The 21,074-nt window shown below is 52.7% G+C and carries 22 protein-coding genes; 17 read left to right on the top strand and 5 right to left on the bottom strand.

Translation table 11 applies throughout. The features are described 5' to 3' along the window. Positions 1–57: 57 nt before the first annotated feature. Entirely contained in the window at positions 58–1,029 is a 972-nt protein-coding gene (locus B3Z49_RS21695) for a 2-hydroxyacid dehydrogenase (protein ID WP_296994877.1), read from the bottom strand. A 108-nt stretch (positions 1,030–1,137) separates the two neighbouring features. After that, entirely contained in the window at positions 1,138–1,899 is a 762-nt protein-coding gene (locus tag B3Z49_RS21690; protein ID WP_296994874.1) for a GntR family transcriptional regulator, read from the bottom strand. A gap of 171 nt (positions 1,900–2,070) precedes the next feature. On the opposite strand from B3Z49_RS21690, the gene B3Z49_RS21685 reads away from it, so the two are divergent. The 9 genes from B3Z49_RS21685 (at position 2,071) to B3Z49_RS21645 (ending at position 11,558) form a co-directional block, all read left to right on the top strand. Beyond that, positions 2,071–3,096 (top strand): TRAP transporter substrate-binding protein, encoded by a 1,026-nt coding sequence (locus B3Z49_RS21685; RefSeq protein ID WP_296994872.1) that lies wholly within the window; start codon positions 2,071–2,073, stop codon positions 3,094–3,096. A 63-nt stretch (positions 3,097–3,159) separates the two neighbouring features. Continuing rightward, complete coding sequence (locus B3Z49_RS21680; RefSeq protein WP_296994870.1) at positions 3,160–3,687, top strand: TRAP transporter small permease subunit; 528 nt, start codon at positions 3,160–3,162, stop codon at positions 3,685–3,687. Next, a complete protein-coding gene (locus B3Z49_RS21675; RefSeq protein WP_296994868.1) occupies positions 3,677–4,981 on the top strand; it encodes a TRAP transporter large permease in 1,305 nt (434 codons plus the stop codon). The genes B3Z49_RS21680 and B3Z49_RS21675 overlap by 11 nt, the downstream gene beginning before the upstream one ends. A 19-nt stretch (positions 4,982–5,000) precedes the next feature. Then, positions 5,001–6,200 carry a mandelate racemase/muconate lactonizing enzyme family protein gene (locus B3Z49_RS21670; RefSeq protein WP_296994865.1) on the top strand — a complete coding sequence of 400 codons (1,200 nt, stop codon included), beginning with the start codon at positions 5,001–5,003 and terminating at the stop codon, positions 6,198–6,200. Positions 6,201–6,224: 24 nt separating this feature from the next. Beyond that, on the top strand, positions 6,225–6,992 hold the full coding sequence (locus B3Z49_RS21665) for an SDR family oxidoreductase (RefSeq protein ID WP_296994861.1): 768 nt from the start codon (positions 6,225–6,227) through the stop codon (positions 6,990–6,992). 11 nt (positions 6,993–7,003) lie between these two features. Next, positions 7,004–8,041 (top strand): L-idonate 5-dehydrogenase, encoded by a 1,038-nt coding sequence (locus B3Z49_RS21660; RefSeq protein WP_296994858.1) that lies wholly within the window; start codon positions 7,004–7,006, stop codon positions 8,039–8,041. Further along, on the top strand, positions 8,041–8,970 hold the full coding sequence (locus B3Z49_RS21655; protein WP_296994857.1) for a sugar kinase: 930 nt from the start codon (positions 8,041–8,043) through the stop codon (positions 8,968–8,970). Before B3Z49_RS21660 ends, B3Z49_RS21655 begins: the two co-directional genes overlap by 1 nt. Positions 8,971–9,507: 537 nt before the next feature. Continuing rightward, a complete protein-coding gene (locus B3Z49_RS21650) occupies positions 9,508–10,830 on the top strand; it encodes an NAD(P)/FAD-dependent oxidoreductase (RefSeq protein WP_296994855.1) in 1,323 nt (440 codons plus the stop codon). A gap of 20 nt (positions 10,831–10,850) precedes the next feature. Then, the gene (locus tag B3Z49_RS21645; RefSeq protein WP_296994852.1) at positions 10,851–11,558 is read left to right on the top strand and encodes an SDR family NAD(P)-dependent oxidoreductase; all 708 of its coding nucleotides are present in this window, start codon (positions 10,851–10,853) and stop codon (positions 11,556–11,558) included. A gap of 8 nt (positions 11,559–11,566) precedes the next feature. On the opposite strand, the gene B3Z49_RS21640 is transcribed toward B3Z49_RS21645, so the two are convergent. Next, positions 11,567–12,334, bottom strand: a complete 768-nt coding sequence (locus tag B3Z49_RS21640) for an IclR family transcriptional regulator (RefSeq protein WP_296994849.1) — start codon at positions 12,332–12,334, stop codon at positions 11,567–11,569. 196 nt (positions 12,335–12,530) lie between these two features. On the opposite strand from B3Z49_RS21640, the gene B3Z49_RS21635 reads away from it, so the two are divergent. The 7 genes from B3Z49_RS21635 (at position 12,531) to B3Z49_RS21605 (ending at position 18,937) form a co-directional block, all read left to right on the top strand. Continuing rightward, the gene (locus B3Z49_RS21635) at positions 12,531–13,355 is read left to right on the top strand and encodes a transporter substrate-binding domain-containing protein (RefSeq protein ID WP_296994846.1); all 825 of its coding nucleotides are present in this window, start codon (positions 12,531–12,533) and stop codon (positions 13,353–13,355) included. Between the two features lie 16 nt (positions 13,356–13,371). Next, on the top strand, positions 13,372–14,088 hold the full coding sequence (locus tag B3Z49_RS21630) for an amino acid ABC transporter permease (RefSeq protein ID WP_296994843.1): 717 nt from the start codon (positions 13,372–13,374) through the stop codon (positions 14,086–14,088). Positions 14,089–14,090: 2 nt separating this feature from the next. Further along, positions 14,091–14,903, top strand: coding sequence for an amino acid ABC transporter permease (locus B3Z49_RS21625; RefSeq protein WP_296994840.1), 813 nt, complete (start codon positions 14,091–14,093; stop codon positions 14,901–14,903). Beyond that, on the top strand, positions 14,900–15,646 hold the full coding sequence (locus tag B3Z49_RS21620) for an amino acid ABC transporter ATP-binding protein (protein WP_296994837.1): 747 nt from the start codon (positions 14,900–14,902) through the stop codon (positions 15,644–15,646). The genes B3Z49_RS21625 and B3Z49_RS21620 overlap by 4 nt, the downstream gene beginning before the upstream one ends. A 205-nt stretch (positions 15,647–15,851) precedes the next feature. After that, entirely contained in the window at positions 15,852–17,087 is a 1,236-nt protein-coding gene (locus B3Z49_RS21615) for an NAD(P)/FAD-dependent oxidoreductase (RefSeq protein ID WP_296994835.1), read from the top strand. Positions 17,088–17,250: 163 nt separating this feature from the next. After that, on the top strand, positions 17,251–18,558 hold the full coding sequence (locus B3Z49_RS21610; protein ID WP_296994833.1) for an NAD(P)/FAD-dependent oxidoreductase: 1,308 nt from the start codon (positions 17,251–17,253) through the stop codon (positions 18,556–18,558). Between the two features lie 181 nt (positions 18,559–18,739). Beyond that, a complete protein-coding gene (locus tag B3Z49_RS21605) occupies positions 18,740–18,937 on the top strand; it encodes a hypothetical protein (protein ID WP_296994831.1) in 198 nt (65 codons plus the stop codon). Positions 18,938–18,984: 47 nt separating this feature from the next. On the opposite strand, the gene B3Z49_RS21600 is transcribed toward B3Z49_RS21605, so the two are convergent. Beyond that, complete coding sequence (locus B3Z49_RS21600) at positions 18,985–19,719, bottom strand: Crp/Fnr family transcriptional regulator (protein WP_296994828.1); 735 nt, start codon at positions 19,717–19,719, stop codon at positions 18,985–18,987. Between the two features lie 168 nt (positions 19,720–19,887). Here B3Z49_RS21600 and B3Z49_RS21595 point away from each other — a divergent pair, with 168 nt between their 5' ends. Then, a complete protein-coding gene (locus tag B3Z49_RS21595) occupies positions 19,888–20,124 on the top strand; it encodes a hypothetical protein (RefSeq protein ID WP_296994826.1) in 237 nt (78 codons plus the stop codon). Between the two features lie 54 nt (positions 20,125–20,178). On the opposite strand, the gene B3Z49_RS21590 is transcribed toward B3Z49_RS21595, so the two are convergent. Continuing rightward, positions 20,179–21,039 carry a transglutaminase family protein gene (locus tag B3Z49_RS21590; RefSeq protein ID WP_296994825.1) on the bottom strand — a complete coding sequence of 287 codons (861 nt, stop codon included), beginning with the start codon at positions 21,037–21,039 and terminating at the stop codon, positions 20,179–20,181. Positions 21,040–21,074 lie beyond the last annotated feature (35 nt).

Raw genomic sequence — 21,074 nt, 5'->3', positions numbered from 1 at the left:
ATAACCAGACAACTCAAGGGAGTAATCTGGTCGGTGGGAGACGAAGTCACAGGAGACCTATCGCTTTATGCGATTGTTTGGTTCTTTCCCATGACCAATCAGATTGATGTTTTCAGCCATTGTTTGTTTGCGCCGCTCAATCGTTCCATGCGTCCAGCCAGACATGTGGGGCGTCATAGTGACATTGCTGAGCTCGTGGAATGGTAAGCGCGAGGGGAATGTCTCCACATCAGGTGCCGTTGGATATTGGTACCATGTATCAATGAATGCATGTTCGATCAGGCCGTCTTTAAGCGCCTTAAAAAGGGCCTCTTCTTCAACCACGCCACCACGGCCGACATTCATGAGAACCGCATTCGGCTTCATGCTGGCAAACGCCTTGCCATCAACAAGGCCAGTTGTGTTTTCCGCCAGCGGCAGTGTATTCACGACAACATCCACGTTCGCCAGCATTTCCTTGAAATTGTCAATTTCATAGAAAGCATCAACCTGGCCTTGGTCTTCCGGCATGGAACGGTTGGCGACTTGAACCCCCATACCAAAGGCTTTGGCGCGTTGGGCGATCGCTTTGCCGATGTGCCCGTACCCAAGAATACCGATTGTGGTACTCCCAAGCTCGGTTCTCATGCCAGATGGCCCACCGGCCCAATACTTCCAGTCCCCTTTGCGCAAACGCGCGTCGGCATCGGCAAGCGGGACATGACGTGACAGCAGCGCACACATGGCGTATTCCGCAATCGCAATTTCATGCCCAAAGCAATTGCAAAGATCGGCTTCAACCGGCAGCTCCGGAACACGGATGCCATCGTAACCAGCCCCCGGCACTTGGTACAGTTTCAGGCTGCGTGGCGTCGGAAAAGTCTCGTCGAACTTGATACCAATGATGACATCTGCACTGGCATAGTCTTGCCAATCAGCATCACTGCCCAGATGATCGGGCAGCAGAACAAGCTCATGGGCCTCATCAAGTAATTCGGCAAAACCGGGATGAAAAGTCGAGGCATTCGCCCCATGGAACACGACCTTCACGAAATCCTCCCACATGTGGTTATTATTTTTGCACTTTGATATTTTCTGATATTTTACAAAATTTCAATAGAAAAACTGTAAAATCACAACGGAGGTCAAACCTCTAAATCAAAATGGATCGAAGTCCTGAGTCACGTCAAAAATGCTCGGTGCGATACTGCTTTCAAGCACCGGAAACATCGCATCCACAAAATCAATCAGCTTGTCCGACGCAACCAATGCCTCGTCCTTTTTCCCCTCCACAACCGCATTCAGCACATCCAGATGGCTGTCGATGGTCACGTCAAGGGACACCCCATCATCCGTCTGTGTATGATAAATCCATCCCAGACGGCGGAAAATCGTGTGCAAAGGGCGCAGCGTATATTCAAGAAACGGCTCGCCGCAGGCTGCCAGCATCATTTGATCAATCCGGCGATCAAATTCGTTGAACTCGACAATCGTCATCTCGTCTCGATGCTTTGACAAAAGACCGATTAGATGGCGCATCTGACTTCTGTGCGATGTACTGGCACGCGCGCTCGCCAGGGACACAACAAACCTTTCCATATCGCGGCGCAGCCGCAGCAGCAAATGTGTACGCGTAAGATCAATCGGCGCAATCTGAATACCTTGACGCGGCTGAATGATCATCAGCGTATCCGCGGCCAAGCGTGTTACCGCCTGATGGACTGGCGTGCGACTGATGCCGGTTGCAGTTTGCAAATCCTGTATTCGCAGATAACTGCCAGGCTTCAACTCACACGTAACAATAAGCTCTTCAAGCTTGTTATAGGCTACCTCGTTCAGGTTTCTTCCACTGCCGGAGCCTGCTTTACCCGGTTCGGAAGGAATACCCGAAATGACCTTATGTTTTTGTTTTGATGCCATTCTTTGTCTCTGTAATTTTATAAAAAGTCACAATATATTTGTTTTTATTCAATATCATATACACATTTTCCCACACACGAGAAAGCAAAACTATTGAAGTTATCGCGCATTGCATGTTACTGATGTTTCGTGAAATATCACGACATGTCACATAAGGGAGGAACCAACGACATGAAAAAACTAACAAAAACACTGACCGCCTTGGCCACCACCGGCTTTCTGGCTTTCACGGCATCACAGGCACTCGCGTCCGACCCGACCCCGCTGCAATTCCAGACACACCACAACGCCTCCTCGCTGCAGGGCAAAGCTTTGCTGCGATTTGCTGACCTTGTAAAAGAATATTCCGATGGCACGGTGCAGGTCGAAATGCACACCAGCTCGTCGGTCGTCAACTCGAACGAGGCCTTCGAAGCATCCAGCATGGGTATCATCGATGGTGACGCAACGGGTGCTGGCTATATCACGGGCAAGAACCCGGCCTTCCAGTTCTATGGCGACATCATGGGCGGATATAGCACCCCGGAGCAGCTTCTTGGCTGGTACGAGGATGGCGGCCTTGATCTTGCCAACGAGCTTTATCACAAATTCAACATGCATCTTGTCGGGGTGTTCATCGCAACCCCGGAATCGCTGAGCTCAACCACGCCGCTGGCGGGTATTGAAGACCTCAAGGGTTGGAAATTCCGTTCGCCCCCTGGCATGGAGTCTGAAATTTTCCAGAAACTTGGTGCAGGCCCGGTTGTCATGCCGTTTGGCGAGGTATTTACCGCCATGTCGACGGGCACTGTTTCCGGCGCAGATGCATCCACGCTTGCTGTGAACAAGAAACTTGGCCTGTATGATATCGCAAAATATGCGACCTATCCTGGCTTCCATTCCATGCCGATCGAACATATCGCCATTAACCTGGAAAAATGGAACGCGTTGAACGAGTCACAGCAAACGGCCATGGAAAACGCGATTGCAACCATTGCCCCGGAAGTCATTGCCGAATCAACCAAGCTTGACAAAGAAGCTGCCAAAGAGCTGACCGAGGCTGGCATCACCCTGGAAGATTGGAGCGACGCAGACCGCCAGGCATTCCGCAAAGCAGCCCAGGAGGTTTGGGCCGACTGGGCAACGCGCAGCCCAGAAGCCAAAGCGGCTTATGACGCACATATCGCGTATATGAAGAAAAACGGCATCCTCGACTAACCAGCAAGTCCATCATTTTGATCCTCGGGGGATATCCCCCGAGGGCTTTTCTGGAGGTCCGCGATGCAGGCAACCCCGAAACGCGTGCGCAGCTTTCAATTCATCGTCGCACTATTTTCCCTACTTCTATTGATTATTGTCGGGGTGACTTTTTACGAAGTCATCGCACGCTACATTTTCAAAACTCCGACAATCTGGGCCAATGAACTGGCTTTGTGGCTATCGGCAATCCTGTTTCTGGCCGCTGGTCTCTATGCCATGCAAAGAGACCAGCATCTCAGAATTACAGTCCTTTATGACGCGTGCCCCGCATGGCTTCAGCGCATATTCGATCTCATCACGCTGGCTTGCTGCCTGACATTTTGCCTTGGCATTGCGTGGTTCGGTGCGCCCAGTTCGTGGCAATCTCTGATGAATTGGGAACCGTTTGGTACCGCATGGAACCCGCCGATCCCGGCAACGGTGAAGCCCCTTATTGTTCTGACAACCGGATTGATGGCGCTTTACGCGGTCATCAACTGCGTCAAAAGATTCCTTGGCACTCCAGCCGACACCGCAGAATCAGTCACGGAGGACAACCGTGTCGATTGAACTTATATCAATTATCCTCGTCGGCGGTGTCTTTGCCCTAATGGCGCTGGGTGTTCCGCTGGCTTTTGCTGCGGGCTCACTGGCCGTTCTTGTCAGCTATCTGAAATTTGGCCCGGCGGTTATAGCACTTGCACATAAAACAGTTTACGGACTTGCGACCGAATACTCACTGCTGTCTGTGCCGCTTTTCATACTGATGGCAACATTGCTTGAACGGTCCCGGCTCGCCCAGGATCTTTATGATGCCCTGTTCAAGATTTTCGGGCATTTAAAGGGCGGCGTTGCGACCGTGACCCTGATCATTTCCGTTTTCATGGCCGCGATCAGCGGCATCATTGGCGGCGAAATCGTTCTGCTGGGTCTGATTGCCCTGCCACAGATGATGCGCCTGAAATATGATCGGAAACTTTCTATCGGGATCATCTGCGCCGGCGGGTCACTGGGCACCATGGTTCCGCCGTCAATTGTCCTGATTATTTATGGACTGACCGCTGACGTTTCGGTTCAAAAACTCTTCTTGGCATCCTTCGTACCGGGCTTCGCACTTGCCTTTGCGTACTTTGCCTATATCTACATCCGCTGCACACTCAACCCGGCGCTGACCCCAAAAGCACCGGAAAGAACCGAACCGTTTACAAAACAGGACTTTTTGCGCGGCATCCTGCCGTTACTTGTCCTGATCGGTATCGTATTCGGCTGCATTTACGGTGGGGTAACGTCAATTACCGAAGCCGCAGGCATTGCGGTCGGCATGTCCATTCTGATCATTGCCCTGCGCTCTGAACTGAACATCACAATGCTTTGGCAGGCCCTGACACGTACTCTGCAATCTTGCGGGATTATCCTTTGGGTCACGTTTGGGGCGGCATCACTGATTGCCATTTACAACCTGTCAGGTGGACAGCGCTTTGTCACTGGCATGATCACCGGTCTGGATATTGCGCCTGTTGTTACAATCATGCTGATGATGGCGATCTTCATCGTCCTCGGGTTGTTTATGGACTGGATTGGCATCCTGCTTTTGACCATTCCGATCTTTGTGCCAATCGTCACCCAGCTCGGCTATGACCCGGTATGGTTCGGGGTTCTGTTCTCACTGACCATGCAGGTGGCTTTCCTGTCACCGCCATTTGGCCCGGCCGCTTTCTATCTAAAAAGCGTCGCTCCGCCGGAAATCACCCTTCAGACGATTTTCGCATCTCTTTGGCCTTTCATGCTCATTCAGATCGCCTTCCTGGCGTTGATGCTGACATTCCCGTCCATCGCGCTATGGCTCCCGGAAATACTCAATTAATCTGAATTCGGATAAGAAAATGAAGATCACAGCTATCAAAACCTACCGCGTGGACGAATTTGCCAATGTACTTTGGGTCCATGTCGAAACAGACGCCGGGATCACTGGCCTTGGCGAAACCTTCTATGGTGCGGGTGCGGTCGAAGCCCACATTCACGAAACGCTGGCCGGGCGCCTGATCGGGCAGAACCCGCTTCATATCGAAGCCCTGCACAAGGAAATGGTCAATTTGCCGATGGCACAATCATCGACGGGGGCGGAATATCGTGCCGCCTCTGCCATCGATATTGCGCTTTGGGACATCTTTGGCAAAGTATGCGAACAGCCTGTCCACCAAATGCTGGGTGGTTTGTGCTGGGATAAAATCCGGGTTTACAACACCTGTGCTGGATATCGCTATGTCCGCACCAACAACATCAAGCCTGTCTCTAACTGGAACCTCGGCGAGCCGGAAGGCCCCTATGAGGATCTCGACGGTTTCATGAACCGCCCGGCCCAACTGGCCGAAAACCTTCTGGAATCCGGCATCACGGCAATGAAAATCTGGCCGTTTGACCCGATGGCTGCCGAAACACGTGGGCAGTACATCACCGCCGAACAGATGAAAAAGGCGATCCATCCTTTCGAAGAAATCCGCAAGGCTGTCGGCGACAAGATGGAAATCATGGTCGAGTTCCATTCTCAGTGGAACCTGCCGACCGCCAAAAAAATTGCCCGCGAACTCGAACAGTTCAGCCCGACCTGGTACGAAGACCCGATCCGGATGAACTCCCCGCAGGCCTTGGCAGAATTCGCGTCATCGACCGATGTCTGGACCTGTGCCAGTGAAACACTGGGATCACGCTGGCCCTATAAGGATATGCTTGATCGTGATGCAACCCATGTTGTCATGGTTGACCTGTGCTGGACCGGCGGCCTTACCGAAGGCAAAAAAATCGCCGCTCTTGCGGAAACATGGCACCGCCCGTTTGCCCCGCATGACTGCATCGGTCCGGTTGGTTTTGCGGCCGCAATTCACATGTCGTTTAGCCAGCCCAACACCCTTATTCAGGAAAGCGTCCGCGCCTTCTATAAGGGCTGGTATAACGAACTGGTGACCGCCGTTCCGAAAATCGAAAACGGCTACGTCTATCCGATGGAAGGCCCCGGCCTTGGTGTCGAACTGCTGAAATCCTTCTTTGATCGCAGCGACCTGACCGTTCGCGAAAGCAAAGCCTGAAAATAAAAGCCCGTTGGAGGAACCATGTCTCTCGAACTTTTCTCGCTCGCCGGAAAAACGGCGCTCATAACCGGCTCTTCACGTGGACTTGGCCGCGCCTTTGCCGAAGGCTTGGCCGCAGCCGGTGCCACAGTAATCCTTAATGGCACCAATGCAGACCGACTTTCACAGGCACAAAAAGAAATGTCGGCAAAGGGCATGAATGTCGATACGTCTCTGTTTGACGTAACCGACGAAGCCGCAATCAAGGCTGCTTTTGACCGCTTGGACGCCGCAGGTGTGCAGGTCGACATCCTGATCAATAACGCTGGTATCCAGTTCCGCAAACCCATGCTGGAACTGGACACTGCCGACTGGCAGCGCGTGATTGATACCAACCTGACATCGGCCTTCATGATTGGCCGCGAAGCCGCCAAACGTATGGTCAAACGCGGTTACGGCAAAATCGTTAATATCGGATCCCTCACAAGCGAACTGGCACGCGCAACCGTCGCCCCCTACACCGTTGCCAAGGGTGGCATCAAAATGCTGACCAAGGCGATGGCGGCCGAATGGGCCGAACACGGTCTTCAGGCGAATGCGATTGGGCCGGGCTACATGCTGACCGACATGAACGAGGCGCTCACATCCAACCCGGAATTCGACGCATGGGTCAAAGGACGCACGCCGGCACGCCGCTGGGGCAAGCCCGAAGAACTTATCGGCACGGCGATTTATCTCTGCTCGGATGCGTCGAACTATGTGAACGGTCAGATCATCTATGCCGATGGCGGCATGATTTCTGTTCTTTAGGGTGATCTTACATGTACTCTGTTGTCATACACTCACCCCATGATCTGCGGGTGGACCCGATCGATCAGCCCGGTGCACCGCAACCGGGCATGGTCACCGTCCAGATTGACAAGGGCGGCATTTGCGGTTCGGACCTGCATTACTACCATAATGGCGGTTTTGGGACGGTTAAAATCCGCGAACCCATGACGTTGGGGCATGAAGTCGCTGGCAAGATCGTTGCCATTGGCCAAAACGTCACTGACCTCTTTGTAAATGACAAGGTCGCGGTCAACCCCTCCATGCCCTGCAACGAATGCCAGTATTGCCGCGCAAATATGCGCAATCAATGCACGGACATGCGTTTCTTTGGCAGCGCAATGCGCTTTCCCCATCAACAGGGCCTGTTCCGCCAGCAGATCAACCTGCCCGCAGAACAGTTGGTCAAACTGTCCCCGGACATCAACATGGAACACGCCGCCTGCAGCGAACCGTTGGCCGTCTGCTTGCATGCTGTGCATCAGGCCGGGGCGCTGTCGGGGAAAAAAGTCCTCGTTTCCGGCTGCGGCCCTATCGGTTGCCTGACCATTTTGGCCGCTGCCCATTCCGGAGCGCACTGGATTACAGCGACGGACCTGTCACGGGCGGCCTTGGATATCGCCCAACAGGCAGGTGCAAATAGCTGCATTGATGTCACCCAGAACGCCGATGACTTTAAAACGCTTGGCATGAACAAGGGCACTCAGGATGTTGTGTTCGAGTGCTCCGGCAGTCCGCAGGCACTTGCCAAGGCCTTCGACGTGGTAAAACCAGGTGGCACGATCATCTCGGTCGGGCTTGGCGGCAACGGCGAACTGCCGCTTAGTCTTGCAGTCACCAAAGAAGTCAGAATGATCGGAAGCTTCCGCTTTGATGCGGAATTTGCCCAGGCCGCAGAACTGATTGACCGCAAGGTGATTGATGTTTCGCCGATCATCAGTTCGGTGCTCCCCTTCCGGGACGCGCAAAAGGCCTTTGACCTTGCATCGGATCGCAGCCAATCCATGAAAGTACAATTGGATTTCAGCTGATGAAAACCTCAAACAAAGTGCTTTGCATCGGCGAATGCATGGTCGAACTTTCTCCTGCTGAAACAGGCCTTTGGCAACAGGGTTTCGCCGGAGATACCATGAACACTGCTTGGTATCTCCGGCAATTGTTCGAAGAAACATGGGACGTCGAGTATTTTACAGCACTTGGCCAAGATCGCCTTTCTGACGAGATGCATGCATTCTTGCAACGTGCAGGATTTGCGGTGGATCACATCGTCAGGATCGCGAACCGTCAGCCCGGCCTCTATGCAATCCATTTGCAAGATGGCGAAAGGAGTTTCTCTTATTGGCGTGAAAACTCGGCGGCAAGACTGCTTGCTACTGATCCTGATATTTTGCAGCAGGTCATGACCGAGCAGGATGTGATTTACTTCTCGGGAATAACCCTTGCGATACTTCCGCCAAAAGACCGCGAAACTTTCCTTCGCCTCATCGGAAACGCCCGCAAAAACGGCCAGCAGGTTATTTTTGACCCGAACCTCCGCCCAAAGCTCTGGAAAACACAGAATGAGATGTGTGAGACGGTTGAGCGTGCAGCCGCTCTATCAAACCTCGTCATGCCTAGCTTTTCAGATGAGCAGGACGCGTTTGGTGATCCCTCGCCTTCTGACACCGCGCACCGTTACCTTGCGCTGGGATGCGAGGAAGTTGTCGTAAAGAACGCTGATTCAGAAATCATACATCGGGCTTTGGAAACTGCTGAAACACGTTTCGCACCGCAAAAAATCAAACCAATCGACACGACTGGAGCAGGCGATTCATTTAACGCCGGTTTCATCTACGCAAAATTCTCCGGCAAAAGCCTTGATGATGCCATTTCCCTTGCTCAGAACGTCGCAGGACATGTCATTCAAAAAAGGGGCGCGATTGTGGAGCTTCCTAAATTGGTAACTGCTAAACATTCATAAGGAAAATTAGAGAATATCCGTAACTCATAAAGCGGATTATGATAATTTGAGCAGCTATATCTGATGCGCGGATCTGAATAAACTCAGAGCCGCAAGCGATTGATATGCGGCATTTGAACACCATCAGTGCGCCGATCACCATGCAAGACGATGGCACCCAATCAAGCCGCACCAAGTGATAGCAATCGGGGATGACTTTTTTCAAAGCATGTATCTTCGAACGTTTCCCCTGAGCATTTTATCTGTCTCAAAATCGACATCACTTCGCAAGAAAAAGAGAATGACGCGGTATAGCGAAAACAAACGACTACCAAGCAGATAAATGGGTGCTTCCCTTGATCATAAGACCAGCTTTCACTTAAGCACATTATGGAATTTTTAGATAAACTTATCATATTATAAAAACACAGATAGAACATACCTTGCTCTTCTGTCATGCCTTGGAAGCACGTGTCACCGTGATCTATCCACGCCCCCATCGGCACAGTTTCAGTTGTTTTGCGTTCGCCGATGCGGCTATTTTGACAGGAAACCTCCATGAGCAAGTTTTCCCCTTTTGAGACAACGCTGTGGTATGTGACTGCGGCGCCCGCCCCTGAAACAACCACACTTGTCGGACGCAAACAGGCCGATGTTTGTGTCGTCGGCGCTGGATTTACCGGACTGACGACCGCCCTTGAACTGGCTAAGCAGGGCGTTCGCGTGGTTCTGGTCGAAGCACAAGAAGCTGGGTTTGGCGGGTCTGGGCGCAATGCCGGTCATTGCACGCCGACCTTTAGCTATTACAGCTTGCCATCCTTACACAAAATGCTTGGTGCGCCTTGGGCGGAACGGTTGATTGCACGTCAGCTTGGTGCGAATGAGCGCGTCAAGGATATGATCACGCGATATGACATCAAATGCGACTGGGTTCAGAATGGCTATGTCATGGGGGCGTTGCGCCCCGGCGCGTTATCTAAGCTTAAGGTCAAATCGGATAGCTATGTCGAGGCGGGCGCAAAATGCCGGATGATCGATTCCGATGAAGTCGGACAATTAACCGGAAGCCCGCGCTTCTATGGTGGCTGGTATCACGCCGAGGGCGGGCATATGAACCCACTTTCCTATTCGCGTGGTCTGGCGCGGGCGGTGCTGGCTGAAGGGGGCGAAATCTATACCGGATCGCCGGTTTCAAATGTCGTACCCTCGCAAGGCAAATGGGAAGTCAAAACGCAAACGGGTGAGGTATTGGCGGACAAGGTGATCTTTACCACCGGAGCCTATACCATCGATGGCTGGAAAGGGCTTGATCAGAGTTTCAAGATCATGAAGGTCTTTGTTGCCGCAACCCAACCGCTTGATCCCGAGACCCGCAAGAAAGTCCTGCCGCACAACACAACGATGCATGACGGGCGCGGCGATATTTACGTTTACAAATACAATCACGAAGGCCGCATCGTCGCTTCGATGTTCCCGATGGGACGTCGCGGGGCTGATCCGACCTATACAAGACGGGTGATGACAGATCGCCTTAAATTCCTGCATCCACAAATTTCCGAGGATATCCGCTGGGAATATTTCTGGTTCGGCGAGCTGGATATGCAGATGAAAACCATTCCACGGCTTTATGACCTGGCACCTGGTGTGGTTGCCTGTACCGGGCTTTCCGGGCGTGGTGTACCGACCGGATCGATGCTGGGGGGGATATTATCGGACTGGGCAATGGGTAAACCCGAAAGCGATCTCGATCTCAAGGTCGAGCCATTACACAAGGCACCTTTCTTTATGTCTTTCGCACCCAAAATGCGTTTGCGCTATTTCCGTTTTCAGGAAGCCCGTGCGGCCCGCCGCGAAGGTGTCGAACTTCCACCACATGCCTAACAAAAACAGGTTTGAATTTTATGTCTGAAACAAAAACCATTCTGATTTCCGGTGCCAACCGCGGTATCGGCAACGAAGTAGCCCGCACGTTTGCCAAGGCTGGCTGGAATGTTTCCATGGGTATGCGCAAGCCTACTATGCCCGATTGGGCTGGGACGGTTGATCCTGCAAAACTACAGGTCTTTGCATATGACGCGACTGACAGTGAAGCCCCAAAGGAATGGGTGAAAGCCGCGCGAGAACAGTTTGGCGGTATTGATGCCGTGGTCGCCAACGCTGGCATCATGGTACGTAAAAGCGCGGTTGATGTTACCGACGCAGAATTTGATTCCCTGATCGATGTCAACGTTAACGGCCCACGCCGACTGGTTCAGGCCTGCTGGAACTCCCTGCTTGAGAAGGGTCGCGGTCGGGTTGTGATTGTTTCTTCTCTGTCAGGGAAGCGGGTGAAATCAGCGATTTCCGGTGCCTATTCAGTTTCCAAGTATGCGGCCCTTGGCCTTAGCCATGCCTTTCGTCACGCCGGGTTTGAGCAGGGTGTACGTACCACAGCCCTGTGTCCAGGATTTGTCGCAACCGATATGGGCACACCGCTTGCTGGCGGAAATCCGGATGGGCTGACAACAGCAGGCGACGTGGCTGAATCTATCTTCCACGTCATAAACCTGCCAAACAGCGCCAGTGTTTCAGAGCTATGGATGAACTGCTCTCTTGACGATTCCTATTAGGGTGACGCCTATGCGGTAATTGCTGCAATTTCCTTCTGCAGCAATGCCGCATAATGCTCAAACATGCCTGGACTCATTTTGGCACAGAGCAAAGTGAAACCGAGCGACGCAGTCGGCTTCTCTCCATCTTGCATGATTGGCATGGCCACCCCGGCGATCCCGGGGATCAATTCGCCGTCATCAATGGCATAACCGCGCTCTCTGGTTCCAGCGATCAGGTCACGAATTTTTTCCCGCGTCAGGTTTTTGTAGGGAGCATAGCGCCCCATATTTGCACGGATGATGAAGTCCTGCTCGTCCTCGTCAAGAAAGGCCAGCATGGAAATGGATCCCGGGCCGACACCAATCGGTACCGAGCCGCCAATAGTACCGGTCAGAGTCGGAACGATACATTCGCCATCGCGACGATCCAGACAGACCGAGTCGTGATTGAAACGCGCCATCAGGTGAGTTGTATCGCCGGTTTCTCGACGTAGCCGTGCAAGAGCGATTTCGCAGCGACTGACAAGTCCTGGGCCACGCGCAGCGCGAGCACCGTAAACAGCCATACGTGCTCCCAGCCTATAGCTTCGACGTTTATCATCACGTGCCAGCAGCTTGTGACCAACTAAGGTATTGAGAATACGGTGACATGTCGCTGTGTTTAAACCGGAAAGTTCGACCAATTCCTTGAGCGAAACTCCCTCAACCTTGCCATTAGCGATCAAATCGATCAGCAAAACGGCCCGATCAAGCAGTTGGGCCCCCCCGGATGATGCTGCAGTTTTTTGAGTCATTTTCTCATATTGTAAAAAATAGAAACTACATCCCTTGTATTATGAGAAATACATCGGTTCAATGCTCAAAATTAAATCGCCATTAAAAACCTGATTACGAAATGAGCGATTTAATTTCGATGGGCAGGAACCCTTCTCGGAACTTGTCGCCACCAATAAAACGCACGTTTGTGTGTACTCTCTCAGGGAAGTAAAAATGAACAAATTTGGAAAGCTTGCTGTTTCGGCTATAGCCCTCGCATCCGCTGTTGCATCCAACACAGTTTTTGCAGACACGCTTGACGACGTAATCGCACGTGACAAGTTGATCGTCGGTGTAAAAAACGATTATCCGCCCTACGGATACCTGAACGATGCCGGTGAAACTGTCGGCTTCGAAGTCGAACTTGCAAAATATGTCGCAAGTGAACTGTTGGGCTCGCCCGACAAGATCGAACTTGTTCCTGTCGTTGCTGCAAACCGCATTCAGTTTCTTGAGGCCGGTCGTGTTGACGTCATTTTCGCAACCCTTGGCGTAACGGATCAACGTGACGAGGTCATCGACTTTACGGTTCACTATGTCAATGCCGCGGGTCCGTCGGTTCTGATGCCCAAAGCAGCAACCGTAGACAACTGGGAACAGCTCAAAGGTCAGTCGATCTGCGGCATTCAAGGTTCTTACTACAACAAGAAAATGACCGAAGAGTTCGGCATTAATCTTGTGAACTTCAAAAACCAGCCAGACGCCTATCGCGCACTAAAAGATAATCGCTGCATTGGCTTCGTTTTTGACGACATGACCCTCCAGAAGAAACTCGAGGAAGCTGATTGGTCTGACTACAAAATCGCTGTCACCCCTTATGAGTATCTGCCTATGGCCGGCGGCTTACGCGAAGACGACGCTGCATTTGCTGAGGCTGTCAACAAGGCGATCGTCAAAGCAGAAGGCGAAGGCAAGCTGATCGAGTGGGAAACCGTGTTCGGAATGCCGCATTCGGAATATATTGCCGAGCGCGCAAAAGCCGCTGCGGCACAGAACTAAGCATCGGAGTAGCCAGTTGTTCGGACTTGATTATTCCTGGCTCGCCGACCCGGCCTATCAAAGCTGGCTGGTCACCGGTGTGATCAATACCTTGGAACTTGCGGCGCTCTCATCGAGCGTCGCTATCCTCATCGGTATGCTTGGGGCCCTTGGCCTTTCATTACGTGTCTTCTGGCTTGATGCCCTGATCGAACTCTTTGTTGAAGTGTTCCGCAATACCCCACCACTTCTGCAAATGCTGTTTGCCTATTTCACCCTGTCGACCCTTGGGTTGGAAACAACCGATCCGGTCACAGGACTTAAGATGCCATTGCTCAGTGCTTTTGCCTGTGCGTGCATTTCGCTCAGTCTGTTTGGTGGCGCACTTGCTATCGAGGCATTCCGGTCCGGTCTAGAAACCATGCCAAAGGCCATCACGGAAGCCGGGCGGTCGCTTGGATATAGCCGTTGGGCCCGCTTCTGGCGCATCGAAGTACCGATTGCTTCGCGTGTTTGCCTGCCTTCTTTGACAAACATTCTGACCAACCTGTTCAAGACCACATCACAGGCATCGGTGATCACCGTGCCGGAGCTGATGTATTACGCAGGTCAGATTTATAACGATACGTTCAGAACGCTCGAGGTCATGATTCTCATCCTGATCATCTATGTGGTTCTGGTGTCCATCCTGTCTTATGGCATGAGTCGCCTTGAGGCCTACCTGACACTGCCCGGCTATGGAAAGGAACAATGAACATGACATTTGAACTTTCCTACGACAGCAAAAAACGTCTTGTGATCGGCGGTGTTCTGGTTGCGGTTGCCGGCTGGATTATGGTAGATGCCATGGCGGGTGGGGCAGAACATTGGGGACGTGTTTTAGTGCGTTTGCCCCTGCTTCTGACCGGTCAAGGCGATGGTTGGCCGATCACGGGCGGTTTTGCTCTTAACATTCTGCTGTCAATTGCATCAATGGCCATGGCAACGGTTCTTGGCACGCTGCTTGGTATCTCGACCCTTGCCCAATCACCCTATTTACGTTTGCCGGCGTTCTTCATCATGAACTTCCTGCGCAACTCGCCCTGGCTTGTCTTGCTGTTTGCCATGCTCTTCATCCTCCCGTTCCAGGTGGAGATCTTTGGCCTGCGCATTCCGTTCCCGCCCTTTGTCAAAGCGGTGATTGGTCTTGCGTTGCCGACCGCTGCCAACCTTTCGGAAGTCGTGCGCGGTGCGGTTCAGTCCATCCATAGCGGCCAGTGGGAAGCGGCACGCGCACTTGGTTACACGACGCCGCAAATCTATCGCCATGTCATTCTGCCACAAGCATTGCGCCGGATGATCCCGGGCTGGATGAACCTTTATGCCCTGCTGACCATTGCAACAGCACTGGCAACCGTGACCGGTATTCAGGACGTGCTGACGATCCTCAACACGTCGCTCGCAATGGAGAGCGAACGCGTGCTGGTCTACTTCTATCTTACAACTCTCTTCCTGTTCTTTGCCTATTGCTACCCGATCGCGATCTTCGCGCGCCGGCTGGAACGTGCTGTGAAAGGTGACAACATATGAAGCGCTCCGAAGCTTTGATCGAGATCGATAACATCCATAAGTCGTTTGGTAACTTCGAGGTTCTCAAGGGCATCTCTCTTTCGGTCAACGAGGGTGAAGCTGTCTGTATCATCGGACCGTCCGGTTCGGGAAAGTCGACCGTGCTGCGCTGTATCAATGGCCTGCTTCCGATCGATGAAGGTTATATCCGTGTTGGCAAACATCGAGTGCATGAACTGCGTTCCGAAAAGGAAATGCGTCCCTTGCGCCACCAAGTCTCGATGGTGTTCCAGCAATACAACCTATTCCCGCACAAGACGGCCCTTGAGAATATCATGATGGCACCGATCCAGGTGCTGGGCCATGAGCGTGCCGAGGTCGAAGATCGCGCGCGCAAATTGCTCGAAAAGGTGCGTCTTGGCAACAAGGCGGACTCGTATCCCGGCATGCTTTCGGGTGGTCAGCAGCAACGTGTTGCGATTGCCCGGGCACTGGCGATGCAGCCGGAAATCATCCTGTTTGACGAAGTCACAGCCGCCCTTGATCCGGAAACTGTCAAAGAGGTCCTGCTGACCATTCGCGAACTGGTTGATGATGGCCTGACCTGTATTCTCGTCACTCACGAAATGAAGTTCGCCCGCGAGGTTGCCGACCGGGTCTGCTTCACCGATCGTGGACTTATTGTCGAGAATGCCCCTCCGGCAGAACTGTTCGACACCCCGCAAGACCCACGCACGCGCGAGTTCCTCGGACAAGTTCTCTAAGATCTTAAAGCCGGGTCATTGAGGCAAGTTTTGACCCGGCAATCCTTTCAAGAAATCTGCAGTGCCAGATGGCGCTGACGCCACCCTGTTATCCACAGAAAGGCGGGCAACTGCCCGACGCATCATGCCTCGTTTTGACGATATCTATGCCCCAGACTTTAAGGAAAAGCCATATTGGTGGGAAGTCGGAGAACCGGAAACCAACTTGGATCCGCTTCCAACCCGAGCTGATGTGGTGGTCATTGGATCGGGTTATGCCGGCCTGAATGCCGCAACCCATCTTGCCCGTGCCGGGCGTGATGTGGTGGTGATTGACGGGGACCGTATCGGCGAAGGGGGCTCGACCCGATCAGGCGGCATGGTATCAAGTGGGCAGAAACTCGTCGTTGGCGGTGCCTTGACCGGGGTTGATCCCGAACTGATGTCGCGCCTGATCGGTGAAAGCAATGAAAGCTTCGATTACCTCAAGACCCTTATCAACACCGAAGGTCTTGATGCTGGTCTGGCTGTAACCGGGCGCTTCTTTGGTGCGCATTCCAGTGCGAATTTTGAAATCCTGAAACACCATGGCGCCTTGCTTGCCGAAAAGACCGGTGTAAAAGTTAACTTCCTTGATCGTGATCATCAACGCGAAGCCATCGGATCGGATTACTATCATGGCGGCATGGTAGTTGATGATTATGGTGGACTTCATCCCGGCATGTATCACAAAGCATTGCGTGAACGTGCTAAGGCAGCTGGTGTTGTCTTGCGTTCACACGCGCGTGCCGGTGTCATCCGCGAACTTGATAACGGCGAGAAAATGGTTCCAACCGCGCGTGGTGAAATCCGTGCAACCCAGGTAATCACTGCCACAAACGGCTATACTGGGGCTGATGCCACGCCAAGTGTGGCCCGCCGCGTTGTGCCGGTCAAAAGCTATCAGATCGCAACCGAACCGCTTCCGGTCGATCTTCTGGCGGAACTGATCCCCAATGCGCGCATGGTGTCGGATACCCGCCGTGATCTGATCTATACCCGTCCGTCACCGGATGGCACGCGTTTGCTGTTCGGGTCGCGTCCTGGCGCATTTGATATGTCGGACAAGGCCGCAGCCAAACGCCTTTATGCCCGCATGATCACGATCTGGCCACAACTGCGCGGCACCAAGATCACCCACGCTTGGAGCGGCCGGGTCGCCATGACGGTAGATAAAATCGCCCATCTTGGTGATCGCGACCAGAGCAGCTTTGCGGTTGGCTGCAACGGTAACGGCGTGGCTCTGATGACTTATCTTGGCTATCAGACCGCGCGCAAAATTCTGGGTGAACAGAACCAACCATCCGCCTTTGACCGCGACAAGTTTACGCCGGTTCCTTTCTATAACGGCAAGCCGTGGTTCGTTCCGGTTGTTGCCGGATGGTACCGTCTGCGGGATTTCATTGAAAGATCGCGCGGTTAATCAACCAGTAGCCAAACGCACGCTTCACTGTCGAGGCGTGCGTTTGGCGTAAAATCTTCTTTTATCAATAGCTTGGTGTTTAATGGCGATCGTGACTAGCATCACGATTGTGACTTGATGATCCCGGCAGATTACCAATGCACTTTGGCAAGGAGTTTTCAAAGTGTCCGTACCCCATCTCCAGGTATTTGAAACCATTCGCCCATTTCCTGAAAAAGTCGATGTCGCCATTATCGGGGGCGGCATCGCTGGCATCACCACCGCCCTGTTTCTGGCCGAGGCTGGTGTTTCGGTCGCAGTTCTGGAAAAAGGTCGTGTCGCGGCCGAACAAAGTTCGCGCAACTGGGGATGGACGCGTCAGATGGGGCGCGATCCGGTTGAGCTGCCCTTGACGATTGAAAGCCTTAATCTCTGGCGTGATCTGGATCGGCGTTTCCAGATTGACACTGGCTATAGAGAAACCGGCATTACATATGTTTGCCGGACAAAGCGCGAAATCGACGAATTCACCAAATGGGGAGAGTACGCCAAAGCGGCCAGGATGCCGTCGAAAGTGCTCAATGGGCACGAACTGCAAGACCTGCTTCCGGGACTGTCGCCAGATTTCAAAATGGCTCTGCATACCGCCAATGACGGGCGAGCTGAGCCGGGCCAAGCCGTGCCGGAAATGGCGCGCGCAGCAGATCGACTTGGGGCGACCATCGTACAGAATTGTGCGGTACGTGGCATCGAAACCACAGCCGGTCGCGTCAGTGCTGTTGTCACTGAAAAAGGAACAGTAGTGGCATCGTCGGTTGTGGTTGCCGGTGGCGTTTGGTCACGCCTATTCCTTGGCAATCTGGGGATCAATCTGCCCCAGCTCAAAATTCTTGGCACGGCTTGCCGTATTGAAGGTGTCGGCGATGTTTCGGAAATGCCGGTTGGTGGTGGAGACTTTGCTTTTCGGAAACGCCTTGATGGCGGGTATACGGTGGCTGAACGCAGTGCCAACGTCTCTCAGATTACCCTGGACAGCTTACGGCTCTTCCGCGATTATATCCCCAATCTGAAAACCAGTTGGCATGAACTGCGCATTCGCATTGGCAGAACGTTCATAGACGAATGGAAAATGCCACGCAGTTGGCAGCTTGATGAAATGAGTCCGTTTGAAGAAGTCCGTGTACTTGATCCGGAACCGCATCAGCCATTTGTGCGCAACGCATTGGTCAACCTGACCCGCGCCCATCCGGGGTTCGCCAGCGCCAAACTCACCCATACCTGGTCCGGGGCCATGGATGTCACTCCGGATGCAATCCCAGTTATCAGCAGCATTGACAAGATACCAGGGCTTTTCGTTTCAACTGGCTTTTCAGGCCACGGCTTTGGCAGCGGCCCGGGCGGCGGGCGGTTGATGTCGGAACTTGTCCGCGGCGAAACACCCTGCGTTGACCCAACCCCGTTCCGACTGACTAGATTCAGAAACACAGCCTAACTGTCACGTGTCATAAAAGGCGACATCCGACTTCCCTGATGCAAAACGCAAGAGACGCATGAATACGGGTAACAAAATAAAACTCAAATACACATCACAGGTTAGTTTGCGCTTTTAAAACACGTCCATAATGAATTTTCCAAAATGAGAAAAAATCAAAAATCAACCAAAGGAAAATCACATGTTTGGATTTACAGGTGGCGAGACGCCCGAAACGCTTAAACGCAAAAAAGGCTACCTTGCCGACGCCAAAAACAATTGGAACTTCCTGACCCACTATGACCTATCAACTATCAAGACCAAGGGGCAGCTGTGTAACATGATCAAAGTGCGCCGCGCCATTTCCGAGGAAGAAGCCGTTGCTGACGTAGAAAAGTGAATGATTGGCAAAGATTTCTCGTAAGCATCACGATTGGTCAGGATGACTTACGATACAAGTACCGGGCCAACCTGATCGAGGTATCCCATTTCAAACTCAGCAAGTTCGGTCAGTTTTTTCAAATCGTTGAACTGGACAATTCCCTTTTGGAAAGTGACCAAATTCTGTTCGCGCAGTTGGCGCAAAACGCGATTGATGTGGATCGCGCTAAGGCCAAGCGTATCGGCCAGTTGGTATTGCGATAAAGGACACGGATAACCTTGCGCATCACCGACACCGATTGATCTGAGCCGCGCACCTAGTTCCAGAAGGAAGTGTGCAGTTCTTTCAATCGCCGAGCGTCTGCCGATATTGACGAGATGCTCCACAACCATCGCCTCGTCGCAGGACACTGACCACAATATCGACATCGCCAAACGCGGTGCTGATGAGAAAGCTGACAACATGTCTTGCGCTTTGACTTCGCCAACCAGAACATCCGTTACCGCCTCAAAGCTATGGTCCGACGTGCGAAGCAACAAACTTCGCAACCCGAGGAAGTCACCGGGCACCTGAAAGTCAATAATCTGGCGCGCACCTTCGGGAAGCAACTTGTAGGACATCACCCAACCGTCCTGCAAAATGAAGGCACGGTGCCCGCTTTGCCCCTCGTGAACGATTTCTCCACCTGCAGAAATCATCCGCGACGGACCAATCATCCCTGAAAGGGTATCGAGCTCCTGCTCTGTCAGGTCGATATAGTTTTTCAGTCGCTTTGAAACAGCCGCCGTCGAGGAAACCATCAAACCTGTCCTCTCCATTGAATATCGGCACCCCTCATTGTCGCACGGATGTCAGCAACCCCTGTTAAGGCCAACCTGCCGATGCTGCGCCGGACCGAGGGGCGATAGGAAAAGCTGAACCTAAAACACGGCATTGCGTACCGAAGCGCACAGAAGAAAGGGCGAACCATGAATTATTCTATGGATATCCAGGGATCTGCAGCGCTGTCGATTTGCGAATCTACTCTAATATGCTTGAGCGATCTTGGAATTCTCAGCACAGAGGATATCACCGGTATTCTTGAAGATGCGAGAGACGCACATAATCCCGCAACCGCAGGCACTCCATCCCAAACAGATCATCAGGCTGTCCACAGCCTGATCGACAGGATCATCAAGGGTGGGAATGCGCTGAAACTCAAATAGATCACGTTCGCTGGGTAGATTAGCAAAAACAAGTTTACTGAACTGGCGCGGGATTTAAGTGATGGAGACGGCAACGTTCATGTCAATAAGTGCGCCCCTGCCCCCCGTGAACTCACCGGCAACCGGAACTGCCTGCGTCATTTCACGAACCACCGCCACCGAAATAAGATTGCCCGATCCCACACTGCGGTTTGTCGGATCAAAGGCAACCCAACCGGCACCAGGAAGAAAGACCTCCGCCCAGGCATGCGTTGAACCTGACCCATCTGATCCTCTTAAGCTGCTATCTGTATTCACCAGATACCCGGACACAATTCTTGCCCCGAAACCAAGGCAACGGGCTGCCGCAACGAACAAAACAGCAAAGTCGCGACACGATCCTTCCTGATTGTCCAGAGTTTCCAGCGGCGTTTGAGTGCCTTCGCTCTCCCGCCTTCGGTAGGTCGTGCGTTGCGATATCCCGAAGCTAATGTCCTTTAACAATGACAGCGTGTCTGTCGGGCTACTGAAAATAAAACCATTCACCCAGTCTGATAACCGCCCGGTCGGGTCCGGGTAATGCTGTGCTGTCAAAGCACCGAGATCAATCCATTCATCGTCTGAATATGAGAACGGAAAGGTACACGCCGTGGCCGAGATTGTAAAAACCGGCCATTGCGAAGCAGCCATCTCGATTTTGGACCGGCTTTCAATTTTAAGATAGTCGGTCTTGTCCTTGAAATTTGCTGTTGCGATCGCGTTGCCCGCAACATCATGAGTCCAGACCAACTCTGCGTCCGGGTTAATTGTGACCTCAAAGGACACCAACCGGGTATCGCGCGCCTCTCGTGGGCGGAGCATCAAACGATGCGGCCCAAGTAAAACCGGCCAGTGATAGCGGTAGATCGTTGAATGGACCAGATCAAGAGACAGCATAAGCTGGCCCCGCTATCTCTTGAGCGGCTTTTTGG

It is taken from the genome of Thalassospira sp. UBA1131 (assembly GCF_002311515.1).
Lineage (GTDB): Bacteria > Pseudomonadota > Alphaproteobacteria > Rhodospirillales > Thalassospiraceae > Thalassospira.
The sequence above is the reverse complement of the archived record's forward strand: the minus strand, read 5'-3'. Positions and strand labels throughout refer to the sequence as shown.